Here is an 18,159-nt window from a genome sequence, read left to right as displayed (position 1 = left end):
GGCTTATAGGGTACATTTTAGGCTTCCAGCGCAGTTTTTTTGATTGGGCAAGTAAAAGAAGCGGACGCGCCAAAGTGTTATCAAACCGCACCAACAACTCCTTGAAACGAACCAAAAAACGATCTCCACCGAACATTACTCTAGCCGTGCCGAACCAACCCGCTCTTTCACCGAACCAAAACAGCTGATGACCGCACATTTCCTTCATAAGGTTTTGAAATGTGCCATAGAGCAGAAATAATGTTATACTTACCAAGTAGATTTTACAAGCAGGCAGGTGAAAGACAATGATCGAAGTAAAACTTTCTCCACTCGGTGACGGAGAATTCAATCGCGGAGTATTTGCGAAGCGTGATATCAAAAAAGGCGAGCTGATTCATGAAGCGCCTGTCATTTCCTATCCCAATGAACAACACGAACATATTGAAAAAACGGTGCTGGCAGATTATGCTTTTGAATACGGCGCCAACCATACTGCTGTCCTTCTGGGATATGGAATGCTGTTCAATCACTCGTATGAACCGAATGCTGATTACGAAATTAATTTTGACAACCATACATTTGATTTCTTTGCCCATACAGATATTAAGGCAGGGGAAGAAATTCTGATCAATTATAATGGCGATGTTGATGATGATGAACAATTATGGTTTAATGAAGATTACACAGGCACAGCGAATGATTAACAGAGATTATGGACTTCGATTCGCAAGCGGGATCGGGGTCATGTCTCCTATAATATCAACTTGTCCCAGTAGCTCAGCTGGATAGAGCAACGCCCTCCTAAGGCGTAGGTCGGGAGTTCGAATCTCTTCTGGGACGTCATACAGACACCAATTCAAAGACAAAGCACCCTGCTGGGAGAGACAGGGTGCTTTGTTGTTTATTTTAATGAGTGTAAAAGAAAAAGATACTTTTATCGTCTTAACTTCTAATTGTTATGTTAATGAAAATCTTTCAATTATAATCGCGTTTTAGTTTGAATAATTCCATTTCATTTTTAGCAGTCTTTTGATAAGTGAATTCTACTTCACCTTGAATATCCGATAATTTTTCTTTGACAGCAGTTACATCTCCATGCATCTTATGGACATCCAAAGTAAGACCTTCTAGTTTTGCGTCTGTTTCTGTTTGACGGCTGCGTATGGCCTTTATGATAAGTGTATTTTCATCAAGCTGGGATGTTACCTCGCCGAGTTGTGTTTCTACTCCGCCAAGTTGTGTTTTTACCTCAACAAGTTCTGAGCGCACTAACTGGATATCTTGTCCCATTCGATCAACGGCTTCTAGTTTTTGAAGTATCAAGTCTAGTTTCTTTTCCACGAGATCTCCTTCTTTCCGTTTTTATTCCTTTGAATAGTAACCTTTTCTTATAATAATAACAGGAGCTGCCAGGAAAAGATATGGAGACATCAATAAACCAGAACTTGTGTTTTGATTACTCTGTTTTTAAGAGAATGTGACATGCATTCCCACATCAGCGACAGAGCTTCTCCACCCCTAACACTCGCATTAGATATAACTACTATGAAATTTCAATCGATAGCAAAGACAAAAAAAGAACACTAAGCGCAAAAATGCTAAGCGTTCTATTCCTATTCACAAAGCGTGCGAACTTCTCCGGGTAAACAAACGTAAAATCCAATTAAACAGCGGCTCGATCAAATGTCGCTGCCAAATCACCAAAAATGCCACTGCAGCCGCGATAAACGCACCCACTAATACATCTGTCGGATAATGGACACCTGTATAAATACGCGATAACGCCATCAATCCCGCAAATACCAGCAGCACAGCGCCCATCTTCCTGCGTTTCCAAAAAAGCGCCAGTGCCAATGCAAAAGAGCCTGCGGTATGATTACTCGGGAATGAAGGATCTGTATCGAGTTTATCGACAAGCATCGTCACGTCATGATTGACAAAAGGACGTTCGCGGAAAAATGACAGTTCAATGATCTTATCAATTCCGATAGTGATGACGGCAATGGTGAAGGCAAACAAGACAATTTTTCGATTGGCCCGGCGGTCTCCTAAACTCGTAAACCACAGCCACACAAAAAACAGACCGAATAAAAGTGGACCAAACTTCGTGAAAAATACGACAGACTGATCCAAAACCGCGCTATGCCCTGCAAATTTATTGATTGCTTCAAAAACCTTGAAATCTACACTCATATATTCCGTTCCCCACGTTCTGTTTCAGTTGAATAGTACTGATTATTTTGATTTGCATCCGATAAAAATTCTTTCAATAAGTCTTTATTCTGATCTAAGTCAGCATCCAGCACTTCTCCTACATTTACGCGTCTATCGATATAGGTGCCTTCTGCAGGAATACGCAATGTCTCCAGATCTTTTGATTTTCCACCGGTGAGCATGCCTTTACCGATCGTAAACAATGTCTTTCCGTCGACATTTGTATCGATATAAGGATCGATAACGCCAAGTAATTTAGGTAAATTGAACAGGGTATTCATGCTGACAGCTTCATCTTTCAGTTTCGATAATGCTTCCTGCTGGCGCTTGACACGTCCGAAATCGCTCTGAATATCATGGCGGAAACGTACATAGCCGAGCAGCTGATCGCCGTTCAAATGCTGTTCGCCGGGTTCGAGTGTCATGCCGATTCCGTGCGACATCGCGTAGGGGATATCGACTTCAATACCTTCCGGCGCTATCACGTCGACAATTTTAGAAAAGCCCTCAAAGTTTACAATGGCATAATATTGCACGTCCACATCGAAATTATGCTTTATGGTCTTTCGCACCAGCTCCGGTCCGCCGAGAAAAAAAGCGGCATTTAATTTTTGCATGCCGTATTCGGGAACTTCCACATATGTATCACGCATTAAAGAAACCAGTTTCACTTCATTTGTATCTTGATTATAATGACCGATCATCAAAGCATCTGAACGTGCTTCTTCTTCGTCAGCTCTCGCATCATTGCCGATTAAAAGAACGTTAATTTCCCCGAACTGTGCTTCTGCACCTTCAAACGGTTCAAATTTCATATTTTCCTTACTGTCGCTATCGCTTACTTTATCTTCATTAGCCATCGATACCCCATTATTATACTGGTAAGCAAAGTATCCCGCACCTGCCAGTAATAAAAACAAGAGAATAAGGAAAATGTTCCTGCGTCCTTTGTTCTTCTTCTTTTTCAAGAATTCACTTCTTTTCTCCACTTTCTTCACCTGCTCATCTGATTATGAATTTCTGGTTACAGCGTTTGAAGCAATCTGCACTGCGACTGCGTCATCGAGAAAGCCGATGGCGAATAAATAGTCCGGGATTACATCGATTGGTACAATGAAATACAGCAATGCGCTTCCGATAATCGCCAGCTCTTTCGTATTGCCGTTTTTCGTCTTAAACCGGTTGAATAAATATTTCATCTGGTCAATAAAAGGACCGATTCCTCCAGTGCTCTTCAGCTTTTCCTCAAATTCATGAAGTATACGTTCCTCACCATCTACCGTTTGAGAAAAAACTTCGTAATCGGTCAGCTGTTTTTCTACAGAAGAAATGGAAATGTTGGCAGAGAGCAGTTCCGAAGTATGTAAGAGCTGTTCAATTGTTTCATCATAAGCTGAAGTTGAATCTTTCTCATTATCTACAGGATAACCTGCCGATTCCAGCAACTTGGTCAATGGCAGATTCAGAACAGATGAAAACTGCTCCAGGTGATCAAGCGTTGCTTTTCGCTTATGGTTAATAATACGAGAGATCGTAGCTGTATCAATATTCGTTTGTTCACTTAACTTGCGCATGGATATAGACCGATTAGCCAGAGTTTCCCGCAATAACTGCCCAATAGTAATTTCAAGACTTTCTGACGCCATGAAAAGAGCCTCCTTTTAAAAGACATCAGTCAAAGATGTTTACCTATTTGTCTTCACTATAAAAAATAGTAAAGGAGTGTTGACAATTTGTCAACGTCTGCCGAAAACCGTATACTTTAGTCAGAGGGCAAACTGCAAAGGAAGTATCTTATGAATTTAAAGAGTTGCCGTTTCATTCTATAGGAATTTATAAAAGGAGGAGCCGTTATGCTGAAGAAATTCTTACTCCTGATCGCGGTGATTTTCGTACTGTCTGCCTGCTCGCAATCATCTGGCTCTGAAAAGGATTCAGCATCTGAGATCACGCTGAATACGATCGATGGGAAGTCAGTCAGTTTAGCTGATTATGAAGGAGAAAAAGTATACGTGAAATTCTGGGCGTCTTGGTGTTCCATTTGTCTTGCAGGCCTGGAGGAAGTCAATGCACTGGCTGGAGAAGACAATGATTTTGAAGTGCTGACTGTAGTTGCTCCTGATTATAATAATGAAATGGAAAAAGAAGATTTCATTGTTTGGTTTAAAGGACTGACTGGTGTAAATGATTTGCCGGTGCTGCTAAATGATGGAGGGAGCCTTGCGAAGGAATTCAATGTAAAAGGTTATCCGACATCTGCTTTCTTCGACAGAAGCGGGCAGCTGATCCGTTCGCAGCCTGGACATTTGTCTAATGAAAAAATAAAAGAGGCCATGGCTTTAATTGAGTAGAGAAAGGGGACAGAGCAGATGAAAATGAAATATCTTGTGGTTTTATTGGGATTATTGCTGCTTGGAGCCTGTTCATTCGAAAACGCTAATACAAATACAACAGATTCCGGTACGGATACAGATTCACTGCGACAAGAACTCGCGGAGGTTTTGAACTCGCCATCTGATTCAAAATATCCTGCAAATCCGAATAAAGATTTGACATTCAATAAGGATAATCTCCAGGAAGTGTATTTGGCAGGTGGCTGTTTCTGGGGAGTAGAAGCATATATGGAGCGCGTGTACGGGGTATATGACGTCACTTCCGGCTACGCAAATGGTACAACGGAAAATCCGACTTACAATGAAGTGATCACAGGGAAAACGGGCCATGCAGAAACCGTGCACGTCCAATTCGATCCCGAACGAACTGATCTGGATACAATACTGGACCATTTCTTTATGATTATCGATCCTACTTCATTGAATAAACAAGGCAATGATCGAGGCACACAATATCGTTCAGGAATTTTCTATAGTGATCCGGCTCAAAAAGCTATGATTGATGAGAAAGTAAAGAAGGAACAAGAGCAGTATAAAAAAGATATTGTGACAGAAGTTGAACCATTGACAAGCTACACATTGGCAGAAGACGAACATCAGGACTATCTTGAAAAAAATCCGAACGGTTATTGTCATGTTAAATTTGATACGCTGGAGGGCCAGGAAATTCCGTCTGTTATCGATGCAGCGGCCTATCCCAAGCCGAGCGAACAAGAATTGAAAGAAAAATTGACAAAAGAGCAGTATCAAGTAACACAGGGCGATAATACTGAAGCGGCGTTCTCTAATGAATATTGGGATACGTATGAAGATGGGATTTATATTGATGTAGCAACAGGAGAACCGCTTTTCTCAAGTGCTGATAAATATGATTCACAATGCGGCTGGCCAAGCTTCACGAAACCAATCATTCCCGAAGTCGTGACAGAGCATAAAGATAAGAGTTTCAATATGGAACGGATTGAGGTGAGAAGCCGGGCGGGTGACAGTCATCTTGGGCATGTGTTCCCAGATGGACCGAAAGATAAAGGGGGGTTACGTTACTGTATTAACAGTGCGGCCATTGACTTTGTCGCGCTTGAAGAGATGGAAGACAAAGGTTATGGCTATCTGACAAGCTACGTAAAATAATGTACAATAACAGTAATAGTAACTGAAGGAAAGGCAGCTCAGGCTCCCTTTCCTTTTTAACGATTTGAGATTGGATCGGGACTTTGTGAAGTGCCAAATAGAATGCTGCTGTAAAGCGAAACAACTATCACGGCATCTTAACAGAGTACTGCATCATAGTATGTAGTACGAACAAGAAAGGAATGAAAATATGAGAGAAATGGTTGCAAGCTGCAGAGAGCTTGTGGAAAAGATTTACATTCAATATGATGCGAGTCACGACCTGGATCATATTGACCGTGTAATGAAGAATGCAGAGAAGATTTTATTGAAAGAACCTGCAGCGGATAAACTGGTTGTACAATTAGCAGTTCTGCTGCACGATATTGAAGACGCTAAATATGAGGCAATGCATGAAGCGACGACGAATGAAATGCTGGATCAAATAGGAGCTTCTGCAGATCTTTCTGCAAAGATACTGTCTGCTATCGAAAGTGTGTCATTCAATGGCGGGCATGCAAAAGAGATCACGTCTATTGAAGGAGCGATTGTCAGAGATGCCGATCGTTTGGATGCAATCGGAGCGATTGGAATCGCAAGGGCATTCGCGTTTGGCGGTGCCAGAGGAAGAAAGCTATATGATTTAGAGGAAGAAGCACGCAGAACAATGTCCGCTTCAGAGTACCGCGCAAAAGAAACGGCTTCTGTAACACATTTTCACGAAAAACTATTATTGCTGAAAGAGTTGATGGTGACGACTGAAGGAATGCGTCTTGCAGAAGAACGCCATGATTTTATGGTGTCTTTTCTGAAACAGCTTAAGAATGAAATCGAATAAAAATTATTGGTTTCACAATCTGAAAATTAGATTTCCTATTCTGAACTTTGTCTGATAGAATTGAGTTACTGAGCATACGATTCTATCCTATGAAGAAAAAGGTGAGTCCTTGGATAAAAATAATAAATTATTTGTCATTACATTAATTGCCATTGCACTATTTACATTAGGCGGCTTTGCCGTGCAAAAAGGTTTTATCACATTTTAGAGAAGTCCTTAGGTCCTTATAAATGACCTGAGGGCTTTTTATTCTGCAATCAAATGTTGACCTGCTGCATATAGTATAGGTAGCTGCAACGGAATTTTTCATGAAATTATTAAAAGGAGTGTTTCCATTATGTATAACCAGGAAGAGCGAACGATTACAGTTTTCGGAGAAGGTGCGGTAAAGGCATCCCCTGACCGCGTGCAGATTGTTATATCTGTGAATTCGAGAGGAACGGAACTGCAGGAAATTCAGCGGGACAATGCCGACAGAATGAACCAGGTCAACAAAGCGTTGACAGCCGCAGGTATTTCACAAGATTCCATTCAGACGATAGATTACCAGATTCGTCCCGTATATGACTACTCGAATGGGGAACAGCGGTTTCAAGGCTATGAAGTGATTAACACGATCCGTATCACAAGTGATAACTTGTCCCGTGCAGGAGAACTTGTGGATTTGGCTGTAAAAAACGGCGCCAATCAAATTGGTTCGATAGAATTCAGCTTGCAGGACGAAGGTGAATATTATCAAAAAGCACTGGCACTTGCCCTGCAGGATGCAGAGAAGAAAATGATTACGATCGGTACAACATTGCAATTGCCGAACAAACCAATTCCAATGACAATAGAAGAGCAGCATGCTAATCAGCCGATCGCATTTCGGGCAGTTGCGATGGCAGATACAGTTTCCACACCTATTTCTTCCGGCACACTGACAATCAGTGCGAGTCTGCTAGTCAAGTATCAGATTGTCTGACGATGGGTGGCATACGTTTTGACTGTCTGCTACTATGAGATAAAAATGTTTGGAAAGAGGCGTCGCTGATGGATCTCTATTCATTATTAATGAGCGAGCGGTGGACGGGCAAGGTGCTGGCATAGGGCAAAATTTGAACACTGGCAACAACTATTCTTTTAAGAAGACTGAATATAGAGGACATGTGACGAGCCTGTTTTGCTTGTGGTAATTGGCGGAGAAGGCACGATTCGCGAAGTGTTGAATGGCATAATAGGATTCGAGCACGTTACGATCAGTATCATGAAAGCGAGTATAGGAAATGACTATTCCAGGGGATTTTCTGCTTTTCATGATATTACTGAAATTGAAACTTATTTAACGTGAAGTAGATGATAATTTCTTAAAAGTAAATATGAATTGCAAGCTTCTCGAATAACGGAAACGTTAGAGAAGTTTTTTTATTCATGTTGATGATTCAGTCAATATATTAACTAGTAAAAAAGTTGGCAGAATATGCGAACTGTGAAGTTTACTGTATTACTTTTGTAAAGGCATTTTTAGTACCTGTATTTCATATTCTGAAGTATCTTAGACTTACCTCATATATACAGTAAGTAAATTTTACTAATTCATAAACATTTCCGAAAAGTAAAAATGTAAGCATTTACAATTAGAAAATGGTATGTTATTTTGTATTTAGTCATAGACTATGATTAAATGAAAAGGAGAGTGAAGACATGGCGATGCTAGATTGGTTAGTAATTATTTTATTCTTTGTCGTAATGATAGTTATTGGATTTACTTCGTACAACAAAATTAGCGGGTCAAAGGATTTCTTCGTTGCCGGAGGAAAGTTGCCTTGGTGGTTATCCGGAATATCCCATCACGTCTCAGGTTACAGTGGTGCTGTATTTGTTGCATATGCTGCGCTAGCATATACTCACGGTTTTAGTATTTATATTTGGTGGGCATTAACTATTACCGTTGCTGTTATCACAGGAGCATACTTGATGGCTCCACGTTGGGCTCGCTTACGAATTAATTATGATATTGAGTCTCCCACTGAATATTTATCACTTCGTTATAATTTGCCTACCCAGCAGTTGATGGCTTGGTGTGGTGTGTTATTAAAACTATTTGATGTAGGAGCTAAATGGGCTGCTATAGGAATTCTGCTAAATGTTTTTACAGGTATTCCAATAATCTATGGAATTTTAGTATCAGGAATTGTTTCTCTTATCTATATTACAATCGGTGGATTATGGGCTGATGTTTGGACAGATTTTGCACAGTTTATCGTACAAATTGTTGCGGGTCTGGTTATGTTCTTTGTCGTAATGAATATGTTGGGTGGACCCAGTTCGCTTACAGGAATTTGGGCGCAATTACCGCAAGAAAACTCCATGTTGTTTAGAGAGCCATATACAGTCTGGTACGTCTTCTTCTACTTTTTCGTTGTATTCCTAAGCTACAATGGTGGAACCTGGAACTTGGCAACACGTTACATTTCTGCTCCTTCAGGTAAAGAAGCGAAAAAAAGCGGAATTTTATCAGGAGTGCTTTACCTTATCTGGCCATTGTTTTTATTTTTCCCGATGTGGGCTGCGCCTTTAATTCTGCCTGGCTTGGAAGATCCATCTAAACTATATGGTTTATTAGCTCAAGAATTATTGCCAGCAGGTTTGGTTGGGTTAGTACTAGCTGGTCTATTTGCTGCTACGATGTCAATGACTTCCTCTGATGCGAATACAATTTCGGCAGTTATTACACGCGATATTTTACCGGTTATGAATAAAAAGTATATTAATATGAGTCAGAAAGAGTCACTACGAATTGCTAGAATTACAACATTTACATTTACATTGATTACATTAGTTATTGGTATACAAGCTGAAAGTTTTGGTGGAGTATTAGGATTAATCATTTCCTGGTTCGGCGCACTAATTGGGCCTATCTCTATCCCGATGTTACTAGGTTTATTTCCACAATTTAAACATTCAGATTCAAAAGCTGCTATCAGTTCCATATTGGCAGGTTTACTCATGTTTGTACTTACAAAGTACGCATTCACACTGCCGCTATCATTATCAGTCGGATCACCGGTTCTAGTATCTGGAATCGTCTTTATCGGTATGGGATTACTAAACCGTAATACACCTGTCAAACCAGAAGTTGAAGCTCTTATTCAAGCTGTATCTAAAGATGATGTTAAAGCATAAGGGAAGTGATAGCATTGAATCGAGAAAAGTTATTGGCATTCTACACATCACAACTTAATGATAATTTTATACCCTATTGGGAATCAAAAATCGATGAACAATTCGGTGGTGTGTTCTCCTGTATTCAAAACGACGAAGACACTATACTCAGTCACAATAAGTATACTTGGTCTCAAGGCAGATTCTTATGGATGAACAGTCGATTGCTGCAATTGCGTGAAAGATATACATTAGCGGTAAATAAAAAATGGGAAAGATCTGCTCATAAAACGTATGAATTTTTGCAATCAAATGGTAAATTAGAAAACCAGCATGTTGTAAATGCAACAGAAGCAGATGGGACAAAGATAGATACAGAATTGGATGTAAGTATTTTTGCAGATTGTTTTTATATATTAGGCTATAACGCTTATGCAAACTATGTAAAAGATCAAACTATTTTTCATGAAGCGCTGGATACGTATCGATTGGTTAAAAGAAGAATAGAAGAGAATAACTTCAAATCTGAACCTTATCCAATTCCTGATAAATTTGAGTCTCATTCGATTCCTATGATTCTGATAAATGTAGCCGAAGAACTTTATGACACGGCTATCATTTTCGATGATCATTCTTCTTTAGAATTGAAGGAAGATATTAAAATTTATTTTATCAAGATTATGAAAGATCATTTTAATGGATCCAGAATCGTAGAAATGTTGCCTAAGAGAGACGAAGATAAAGATACGTTGCTCGCACGTCATGTAAATCCCGGTCATACTTTGGAGTGTGTATGGTTTTTGTCAGAATCACTTCATCATTTTACAAGTGAAGAGCAACGAAAATACGAAATTATGCTTCTTCAGTTAATTAAAGATACACTTGCAACTGGCTGGGATAAAGAATATGGCGGACTATTCAGGTTTGTAGATGAAAAAGGTGGAAAACCGGCTGGTCGTTTAATTCATGATAGATTTGAAGAACTAATTAATGACACATGGGAAACTAAGTTATGGTGGCCACATTCGGAAGCGCTTTATACTATTTTAAAATTCGCGTTAACATATGAAGATCAGGATTTATTGTTATGGTATGAAAAGCTAGAGTCCTATGTGTTTTCTACCTTTCCTTCATCTGAAGGAAAGGAATGGACTCAAATTAGAGATCGCTTTGGTCAACCAATTCGAAAAGTTGTTGCGTTACCCGTAAAGGATCCATTTCATATCGTACGCAACTTCTTGTTAATTCAACATCTTCTGAAAGGTGATGAAAAATGGAGGTAAGTACTCTCATTAAAGATATTACTCCAGAATTGCCTATTGGTTTAGCCGGATTCGCCCATAGGGAAGCATATACTGATTCAGTATATGCTCCGATTTTTTTAAAGCTATTTTTGTTTTCAGAAGGTAAACAAACAAAAATTATTGTTATAGCTGATTTGATATGGTGGGATGATAATTTTGTAAGTGAAACAAAAGATGAAATCTGTCGAAAATATAATATAAATGTACAGGATGTTATCTTTCACGCTACTCATAATCATTCAGGACCACAGACATCAGAAAAGTTTAGTGAGCAACTTGGCAAATATGATCAAAATTATGTGAGATGGTTAAAGAATGAAGTTCTTAGAAGTTTTGAATTACTCATTAAATCACCACGTATAAAGGTTACTTTAGAGGAATATACTGGGAAATCAGAAATTGGCGTGTATCGGCGAAAGATTGTGGACGGTTCCTGTTTGATGTTACCCAATTTGACTACAGAAATTGATGACACATTGACCGTCCTGCTTTTAAAGGATGTTAATCATAAAAACGTTGCAGGATTAATACATTTTAGTTGTCATCCAACCTGTACAGATGAAAATGCAGTGTCCAGTGAATATGTTGGAGTTTGCTGTGAAAAAGTCAGTCGTGAGCTAGATGGGATACCTGTAGCTTTTCTACAAGGTTTTTCTGGCGATATACGTCCTTGTCTTATAAATGATGGAACGTTTTACAGAGGACGGCTATCTGATATGAAAGCACTTGGTTTAAGGGTTGCAGAGGATGTCAGACGAATTCTAACCAGTCAACCTGCCATAGTAGAAGAATTCCAATTCTGTACTGAGAAGCTGACTCTACCTTTGCTTTTCACAAGAGCAACAAATGAACATGAAGATAGTACGCTGATGACAGAGTGGCGAAATTTAACGAAAAATGTGGCCGATGAACAAATGCTGAATATAACTTACTGGCGGTTATCAAAAGAAGTAGGGTTTATATTTTGTAATGCTGAAATGGTTCAAAGTTATGGGCAGAAAATTGCTGGTATAGATTCGACTGTTTTACCAGTTGCCTACAGTGATGGAATGATTGGTTATGTTGCAGATGAACTACAATTGGAAGAAGGCGGCTATGAATCCAATCAATTTATTTATTACTTTAACTTAAAAGGTAAATTAAATAGAAAAAGTGCACAGAAAGTTATTTCCAATTTAGAATGCTTGGTTAGGAGGAATATAAAATGAATGCAATTCTACAAGAAGGTATAAAAGGTACTCTCACCTATAGAGTATTTAAGTCTCGAGAAGAAATGGGTGAACATTCTGCAGATCTTGCAGCAAATAAGATTAAGGCTGCTTTAAACGAAAAAGATGAGGTTCGTGTAATTTTTGCATGTGCTCCATCCCAAAATGAGATGCTAAGACACCTAGTTGAAACTCCGGATATCGATTGGTCCCGCATCGTGGGTTTTCATATGGACGAATATATTGGACTTCCAGAAGATTCTACTCAATGGTTTAAGTTCTATATTGAAAATCATTTACTATCTAAAGTTTCGTTAAAAGAATTTCATTTTATTGATGGAACTAAATCTCCAGAGAAAATGATGGAGGAATATACAAGTTTATTGAATGAAGCTGAAATTGACGTTGTGTGCTTAGGTATCGGTGAAAATGGTCACATTGCTTTCAATGATCCACCAGTAGCTGATTTCAATGATCCGTTTATGATAAAAGAAGTGCAATTAGATCAATTTAGTCGCCAGCAACAAGTAAATGATGGTTGTTTTGAAACTTTGGATGAAGTTCCGACTCATGCGCTTTCCCTGACAATCCCCGCATTAATTAGGGCGAAAAGGATGGTTTGCACGGTGCCGGGCATTACGAAATCCCGAGCAGTCAAGGAGACATTATCTAATGAGATTTCTACAGATTGTCCTTCAACTATTCTTAGAAAACACAATGATGCTTATCTAATTATGGATAAATCTGCTTTTGGAGAATACTATGATTAAATTTAAAGGTAATACTCTTGAAGGAAAGTCAGTAGAAGTAACGATTGAGTCAGGTTTAATTAAAACTATAAAAGATATTAATTGGGATCCCACATTACTCACGATTGCACCGGGCTTAGTTGATATACAAATTAATGGATATAAAAGTCATGATTTTAATGCTGCTCCGCTAAGCGAAACTGATTGGGAACATGTTATTCAAGAATTACTGAATATAGGAGTAACCACTTTTTATCCGACGGTCATTACAAATAGTATTGAACGGCTGAACTATATTTTTCAAGAAAATGTAGACGTGTTATCAAAAAGACCAGATTTAGTTAAGCATATCGGCGGTTTCCATTTAGAAGGACCATTCTTATCACTGGAAGATGGACCACGTGGAGCGCACGAGAAATCTTTCATTAAAAAACCGGATTATGAAGAATTTCTCTCTCTCCAAAAATCCGCTAAAAAAATGATAAAAATTATTACGATGTCACCTGAGTGGGAAGGGTCTGACGCATTCATCAGATCAGTAGTTGCAGATGGAGTCAAAGTTGCAATTGGACACACGTCAGCAAATACAACGCAAATTCGGAATGCAGTAGAGTCTGGAGCAAGTATTTCAACACATTTAGGCAACGGGGCCCACGTTTTAATGAAACGGCATCCAAACTACATTTGGGATCAACTTGCAGAAGACGCGCTGTGGACAAGTGTAATTGCAGACGGCAATCATCTTCCGGAAAATGTAATAAAAGTTATGAAACGTGTAAAAGGTAAAAAGCTAATTCTAGTCAGCGATAGCGTAGCGTTAGCAGGTATGCCTGCCGGAAAATATCAAGCGTCTGTTGGCGGCTCTGTAACATTAACTGAAAGTGGCAGACTTCAATTGTCTGATCAACCTGAATTATTGGCTGGTTCAGCACAGAATTTATTACAAGGTATAGAGTTTCTTGTGAAAAATAATATTGATACTCTTGATGAAGCAATTAGAAGAAGCTCAATATTTCCAGCGAAGTTTATGGGGCTTGAATTTGAGGGCCTTAAGGTTGGAGCAAAAGCAGATTTAGTATTACTAAATACGTCAGGGACAGTTTTTGAGGTAGAGGTAGTATTTAAAGAAGGGATACTTAGGAAAGGAGAATTTTGAAATGTCTAAAATAATTGCTGATTATTATTCTGAGATCAAAAAGTATTTGGATGAAATAATAAAAACAGAGTCGGATCAAATAAAAAAAGCAGCTGAGATGGTGGCATCCCATATTAGTGATGATAAGATATTTTACGTATATGGACCAGGAGGACATTCAAACTTAGCATCACAAGAAGTATTTTTTAGAGCGGGTGGGCTAATGCACGCAAGTGCAATTTTAGATGAAGGAACATTATTAAGTGGCGGTGCACTCAGGTCAATGGCAATTGAAAGAACGCCGGGATATGGAAGGATTGTTATTGATGATTATAACTTGCAAAATGGCGATTTGCTCATCCTTACAAATGCTTATGGTATCAATGCAGCTACTATTGATGCTGCTTTGGAAGCGAAAGATCGTGGAGTTACTGTGATAAGTATCAGTTCATTTTCGCATGCAAATAATACACCAGAAAATCATCCTGCCAGACACCCGTCAAAATTAAATCTTCATAATATCAGTCATTTAAGTATTGATTCAAAAATACAAGTTGGGGATGCTGTAATAAATATAGAAGGACAAGAGCAAATGGTGGGTGCTATGTCTACATTTGCCAATGCTTTTATACTTAATGCCATTACATTAGAGACTGTTGAAATACTTGCTAGAAAAGGTATAAGTCCGCCAATTTGGAAGAGTGGGAATGCAACAGGCGGTGATGAATGGAATAATCAGTTTATATCACGTTTTAAGGGAAAGATAAGGAAATTATAAGCAGATCGGGTATAATGGAAGGAGAGGATTAAATAGAATTGGAGAAATTTCATGATAAAAGGAACTAGTTTTTTACGAGAGAAAAATAAAAGAAGACTTCTGGCTAAAGTCAGAGAACTAAATGAAACATCACGACAAGAATTGGTTAATTTAATGGGAGTAAGCAAAAATACGGTTTCTCTCATAGTTGATGAACTAATTAATGAAGGTATTATTGTAGAGAAAGGTAGTAAAGAACCAGGATTAAAAGGAAGACCGCCTATACGTATTCAAATTAATCGTGAAGGATATCGGGCGATTGGTTTTACTTTCAATCAATACGAACTCAAGTATATTGTAGTTGATTATTATGGTGATACAGTGGAAGAACGGACGATAAATTTAAATGGTACGGATCATGAATTAGTCTTGTCGAGAATAACTGAAATCATAGAGAGTCTTATAGCTAAATACAAATTAATAATAGGGATAGGAATTGGTGTCCCGGGTATCGTAGATGTCGATGAAAAAATGATCTTAACTTCAACATCCCTTAATTGGAAAGAGGTCTCTTTCAAGAAACTGAATGCATTTACCGTGCCAATCCATATCCACAACAGTGTGAATATGGGTGGTTTAGATGCAATGATTAGAAACGGATTTGTTGAGGATGAGGGCATTTTTTATATTCGTGTAGGTGAAGGAGTAGGCGGATCATATTTATATGGTAAAGAAATCATTTATGGCGCCAGCTGGACAGCAGGCGAGGTAGGTCATATTTCCATAGACAGCCAGGGACCTAAATGCCGTTGCGGTCAGGTTGGCTGTTTAGAAATGTTGATTAACCATCGCTCCGTAATTAACAAGCTGAAAAAAGAAGGAATTGAAATTGCGATGAAGGGAGAGGATTTATTTTTTACAGACGAACAATTGAAATCACTCAGTATTCAAAGCGTGATTGGTGAAAATGGAGCCTATTTAGGAAGAGCCCTTATTCAGATTATTCATCTGATTAATCCTAAGTATATTTTGATTGATAGTTCATATAATCAATTTGATGTTTTTAGTAAGCAATGTGAACATATGATAAATCAGCATACATTGCCTGCTTCTATCAGGTCTACTAAAATCACATTTGAAAATCAGCGAAATAGTCTTTGCAAAGGTTCTGCACTGGTTGCAATCTTATACTATGAAAATTATACAAACACTATTTAGATAAATTTAAATAAAAAATCTTTTAGGATTGACATCTCTTACAGTTGTCCTTTATGTTAGTTATAGATTTTTTATTTTTCTATTAATTTACTAAACCGGTTTAGTAAATGAGTCTGGAGGTGATTTATTTTGAAAGTTACCATGTTAGAAGTTGCGAAACAAGCAAATGTATCCAAAAGCACTGTCTCGCAATACATCAATAAAAGGTATGAATATATGTCTCCCGATACTAGGAAACGTATTGAACAGGCAATAGAGGAACTGGATTATGTTCCAAATTCGATTGCTAAAAGTCTTAAACAAAAAAAGACCAAGACAATTGGCGTAATAGTTGCAAATATTCTACATGAATTTTCTACTGAGATCATTCGCTCGGTAGGAAATGAATGTGATAAGAACGAATATCATATTTTTGTTTGTAACGCAGATGATGATCCAAAGAAAGAAAGAGGATATATCGACAATTTACTTGCAAGACAAGTGGATGGTCTCATTATTATTCCTACAGACGGCAATGGAACATATTATAGTGATCTATATAAAAGAAAGGTTCCTATCGTGTTTCTGGACAGAAAGACCACTACAACATCTTATCCAACCATAGTTTTGGATAATGAAGAAACTGCGAGGCTGGCAGTTGAACGTATTGTTCATGAAGGCAAAAAGAAAGTGGCTGTGGTGGGTACTTCTTTAGATAAATATATTAGTCCAAGGATTGAGCGTATTGAAGGTTACAAAAAAGCTTTAAAACACTACGGATTGAAGTCTGAGCCTTCATGGGTTATAGCTGAGGAACGTTTGAAGATTCAAATGGAATTGATCAAATTATGGGATTCACCTGGACAGAAACCTGATTCATTTTTCGCAATTAATGACATTGCACTAATTGAACTATTATACTTCGTGAAAAAGTTAAAAGCTGATGTACAGGAACAACTAACAATCGTGGCTGTTGATAATTCACCATTCCTAGATATATTACAAAGCAAAATATCGATTATTCATCAACCGACCCGATTAATGGGCGTGTCAGCTGTTGAACTTTTAATGCAAATGATAAACACAGACAGCATTGAAATCGAACAGCCTTTAAAGAAATTTACACCCACAATATCTAGTTAAAGAGGAGAGAGGGAAATGAGGCAATTCAGAGTGTTGACGATCGGTGATTCGATGATCACGATGACCCCGTTAAAAGAAGGCCCAATGAGAATGAACCATTATTTTGAGCGTAAAGTGGGAGGTGCTGAACTGAACTTTTCTATTGGGATGGCACGCCTCGGACTAACACCTTCCTTCATATCCAGGGTAGGAAAAGATGAATTCGGTCAGTATATTTTCAACTATTTAAGAGGTGAAGGAGTAGATGTTTCACAGATTGATTTCGTGGAAAATAAATCAACGTCTCTAAACTTCCGTGAAATTTTTAATAATGGTGACAGCCGAACTTATTATTATCGCACAAATGGGCCTATCTTATCGTTAGAACAGCAGCATTTAAAAGAAGAACACATTAAAGAGATGGATTTAATTCACCTTTCGGGAGTCTATTTGGCTCTCGATTCAAGTACGCTAGACATCGTTTTAAGAATAGTAAAAATAGCGAAGAAATACAATATACCCGTTTCATTTGACCCGAATCTTCGTTTGAAGTTATGGAGCATTGAAGAAGCTAGAGAAGCGTTTGAAAAGATTTATCCATTTGTTCAAATTTTCCTAACAGGGGAAGAAGAGATTGAACTGCTAATCGGGAGTGCTAATAAACCGGATATCGAAATCTTTACCGGGAAGCATACTATTTCTCATTTTGTGATGAAACGCGGTCATCGAGGTGCTTCATTATTTACAGATGGTGAATGGTACGATCGCGGGATTTACCAAGTTGATGCAGTGGATACCGTTGGAGCCGGTGACGGTTTTGATACAGGATTTATTTACGCCTATTTGAATCAATTAGAACCACTCGATATGCTGACCTATGGCAATGCTGCAGGAGCCCTCGTAACTACAGTTGTTGGAGATAATGAAGGACTGCCGTCACTGCATGAACTTGAAGCTTTTATAAATGGAACAAAGTCTATTGAAAGATAATTTTGGGAGGTTTTTA

General features: G+C 38.4%; 19 protein-coding genes and 1 tRNA gene. 16 read left to right on the top strand and 4 right to left on the bottom strand.

Features of this window, described 5'->3' with window-relative positions; genetic code table 11:
- Positions 1-287: 287 nt before the first annotated feature.
- Together NCCP2331_RS13525 and NCCP2331_RS13520 are read left to right on the top strand one after the other, a co-directional pair.
- Entirely contained in the window at positions 288-686 is a 399-nt protein-coding gene (locus NCCP2331_RS13525; RefSeq protein ID WP_251671357.1) for an SET domain-containing protein, read from the top strand.
- A gap of 62 nt (positions 687-748) precedes the next feature.
- Positions 749-822: transfer RNA gene (locus tag NCCP2331_RS13520), tRNA-Arg, on the top strand.
- 135 nt (positions 823-957) lie between these two features.
- Here the strand turns inward: NCCP2331_RS13520 and NCCP2331_RS13515 are convergent.
- The 4 genes from NCCP2331_RS13515 to NCCP2331_RS13500 form a co-directional block, all read right to left on the bottom strand.
- Positions 958-1,323 (bottom strand): hypothetical protein, encoded by a 366-nt coding sequence (locus NCCP2331_RS13515; protein ID WP_251671355.1) that lies wholly within the window; start codon positions 1,321-1,323, stop codon positions 958-960.
- A gap of 276 nt (positions 1,324-1,599) precedes the next feature.
- Positions 1,600-2,175, bottom strand: a complete 576-nt coding sequence (locus NCCP2331_RS13510) for a phosphatase PAP2 family protein (RefSeq protein WP_251671353.1) — start codon at positions 2,173-2,175, stop codon at positions 1,600-1,602.
- On the bottom strand, positions 2,172-3,185 hold the full coding sequence (locus tag NCCP2331_RS13505) for an LCP family protein (protein WP_251671351.1): 1,014 nt from the start codon (positions 3,183-3,185) through the stop codon (positions 2,172-2,174). Before NCCP2331_RS13505 ends, NCCP2331_RS13510 begins: the two co-directional genes overlap by 4 nt.
- Before the next feature lie 21 nt (positions 3,186-3,206).
- A complete protein-coding gene (locus NCCP2331_RS13500) occupies positions 3,207-3,842 on the bottom strand; it encodes a DUF1232 domain-containing protein (protein ID WP_153721387.1) in 636 nt (211 codons plus the stop codon).
- A gap of 207 nt (positions 3,843-4,049) precedes the next feature.
- On the opposite strand from NCCP2331_RS13500, the gene NCCP2331_RS13495 reads away from it, so the two are divergent.
- The 14 genes from NCCP2331_RS13495 (at position 4,050) to NCCP2331_RS13430 (ending at position 18,143) form a co-directional block, all read left to right on the top strand.
- Positions 4,050-4,547: a redoxin family protein gene (locus NCCP2331_RS13495; protein WP_251671348.1), complete on the top strand. Its 498-nt coding sequence runs from the start codon at positions 4,050-4,052 to the stop codon at positions 4,545-4,547.
- 18 nt (positions 4,548-4,565) lie between these two features.
- A complete protein-coding gene (gene msrB, locus NCCP2331_RS13490; RefSeq protein ID WP_251671346.1) occupies positions 4,566-5,720 on the top strand; it encodes a peptide-methionine (R)-S-oxide reductase MsrB in 1,155 nt (384 codons plus the stop codon).
- Between the two features lie 190 nt (positions 5,721-5,910).
- A complete protein-coding gene (locus NCCP2331_RS13485) occupies positions 5,911-6,537 on the top strand; it encodes an HD domain-containing protein (protein ID WP_251671338.1) in 627 nt (208 codons plus the stop codon).
- Between the two features lie 337 nt (positions 6,538-6,874).
- Positions 6,875-7,501, top strand: a complete 627-nt coding sequence (locus tag NCCP2331_RS13480) for an SIMPL domain-containing protein (protein WP_251671336.1) — start codon at positions 6,875-6,877, stop codon at positions 7,499-7,501.
- Positions 7,502-7,705: 204 nt separating this feature from the next.
- Positions 7,706-7,867, top strand: a complete 162-nt coding sequence (locus tag NCCP2331_RS13475; protein ID WP_228551029.1) for a hypothetical protein — start codon at positions 7,706-7,708, stop codon at positions 7,865-7,867.
- A 353-nt stretch (positions 7,868-8,220) separates the two neighbouring features.
- Entirely contained in the window at positions 8,221-9,702 is a 1,482-nt protein-coding gene (locus tag NCCP2331_RS13470) for a sodium:solute symporter family protein (RefSeq protein ID WP_153721381.1), read from the top strand.
- Between the two features lie 14 nt (positions 9,703-9,716).
- Positions 9,717-10,964 (top strand): AGE family epimerase/isomerase, encoded by a 1,248-nt coding sequence (locus tag NCCP2331_RS13465; protein ID WP_194841079.1) that lies wholly within the window; start codon positions 9,717-9,719, stop codon positions 10,962-10,964.
- Positions 10,955-12,193 carry a hypothetical protein gene (locus NCCP2331_RS13460; protein WP_251671334.1) on the top strand — a complete coding sequence of 413 codons (1,239 nt, stop codon included), beginning with the start codon at positions 10,955-10,957 and terminating at the stop codon, positions 12,191-12,193. The genes NCCP2331_RS13465 and NCCP2331_RS13460 overlap by 10 nt, the downstream gene beginning before the upstream one ends.
- A complete protein-coding gene (locus tag NCCP2331_RS13455; RefSeq protein WP_153721378.1) occupies positions 12,190-12,963 on the top strand; it encodes a glucosamine-6-phosphate deaminase in 774 nt (257 codons plus the stop codon). Before NCCP2331_RS13460 ends, NCCP2331_RS13455 begins: the two co-directional genes overlap by 4 nt.
- Complete coding sequence (locus tag NCCP2331_RS13450; protein WP_153721377.1) at positions 12,956-14,098, top strand: N-acetylglucosamine-6-phosphate deacetylase; 1,143 nt, start codon at positions 12,956-12,958, stop codon at positions 14,096-14,098. The genes NCCP2331_RS13455 and NCCP2331_RS13450 overlap by 8 nt, the downstream gene beginning before the upstream one ends.
- 1 nt (position 14,099) lies before the next feature.
- On the top strand, positions 14,100-14,855 hold the full coding sequence (locus NCCP2331_RS13445) for a sugar isomerase domain-containing protein (protein WP_153721376.1): 756 nt from the start codon (positions 14,100-14,102) through the stop codon (positions 14,853-14,855).
- A gap of 51 nt (positions 14,856-14,906) precedes the next feature.
- Positions 14,907-16,052, top strand: a complete 1,146-nt coding sequence (locus NCCP2331_RS13440) for an ROK family transcriptional regulator (protein ID WP_153721375.1) — start codon at positions 14,907-14,909, stop codon at positions 16,050-16,052.
- Between the two features lie 129 nt (positions 16,053-16,181).
- Positions 16,182-17,174 (top strand): LacI family DNA-binding transcriptional regulator, encoded by a 993-nt coding sequence (locus tag NCCP2331_RS13435; RefSeq protein ID WP_153721374.1) that lies wholly within the window; start codon positions 16,182-16,184, stop codon positions 17,172-17,174.
- A gap of 30 nt (positions 17,175-17,204) precedes the next feature.
- Positions 17,205-18,143: a sugar kinase gene (locus NCCP2331_RS13430; RefSeq protein WP_251671332.1), complete on the top strand. Its 939-nt coding sequence runs from the start codon at positions 17,205-17,207 to the stop codon at positions 18,141-18,143.
- The last annotated feature ends 16 nt before the right edge of the window (positions 18,144-18,159 follow it).

Origin of the sequence: Sporosarcina sp. NCCP-2331 (assembly GCF_023707945.1) — a bacterium.
GTDB lineage: Bacteria > Bacillota > Bacilli > Bacillales_A > Planococcaceae > Sporosarcina > Sporosarcina cascadiensis.
This window is presented reverse-complemented; position numbering and strand designations above follow the sequence as displayed.

Coding starts and splice junctions, on each gene's coding strand:
- NCCP2331_RS13525 (WP_251671357.1), top strand. CDS start 288: ATGATCGAAGTAAAACTTTCTCCACTCGGTGACGGAGAATTCAATCGC.
- NCCP2331_RS13510 (WP_251671353.1), bottom strand. CDS start 2,175: ATGAGTGTAGATTTCAAGGTTTTTGAAGCAATCAATAAATTTGCAGGG.
- NCCP2331_RS13500 (WP_153721387.1), bottom strand. CDS start 3,842: ATGGCGTCAGAAAGTCTTGAAATTACTATTGGGCAGTTATTGCGGGAA.
- NCCP2331_RS13495 (WP_251671348.1), top strand. CDS start 4,050: ATGCTGAAGAAATTCTTACTCCTGATCGCGGTGATTTTCGTACTGTCT.
- msrB (WP_251671346.1), top strand. CDS start 4,566: ATGAAAATGAAATATCTTGTGGTTTTATTGGGATTATTGCTGCTTGGA.
- NCCP2331_RS13485 (WP_251671338.1), top strand. CDS start 5,911: ATGAGAGAAATGGTTGCAAGCTGCAGAGAGCTTGTGGAAAAGATTTAC.
- NCCP2331_RS13480 (WP_251671336.1), top strand. CDS start 6,875: ATGTATAACCAGGAAGAGCGAACGATTACAGTTTTCGGAGAAGGTGCG.
- NCCP2331_RS13470 (WP_153721381.1), top strand. CDS start 8,221: ATGGCGATGCTAGATTGGTTAGTAATTATTTTATTCTTTGTCGTAATG.
- NCCP2331_RS13460 (WP_251671334.1), top strand. CDS start 10,955: ATGGAGGTAAGTACTCTCATTAAAGATATTACTCCAGAATTGCCTATT.
- NCCP2331_RS13455 (WP_153721378.1), top strand. CDS start 12,190: ATGAATGCAATTCTACAAGAAGGTATAAAAGGTACTCTCACCTATAGA.
- NCCP2331_RS13450 (WP_153721377.1), top strand. CDS start 12,956: ATGATTAAATTTAAAGGTAATACTCTTGAAGGAAAGTCAGTAGAAGTA.
- NCCP2331_RS13445 (WP_153721376.1), top strand. CDS start 14,100: ATGTCTAAAATAATTGCTGATTATTATTCTGAGATCAAAAAGTATTTG.
- NCCP2331_RS13440 (WP_153721375.1), top strand. CDS start 14,907: ATGATAAAAGGAACTAGTTTTTTACGAGAGAAAAATAAAAGAAGACTT.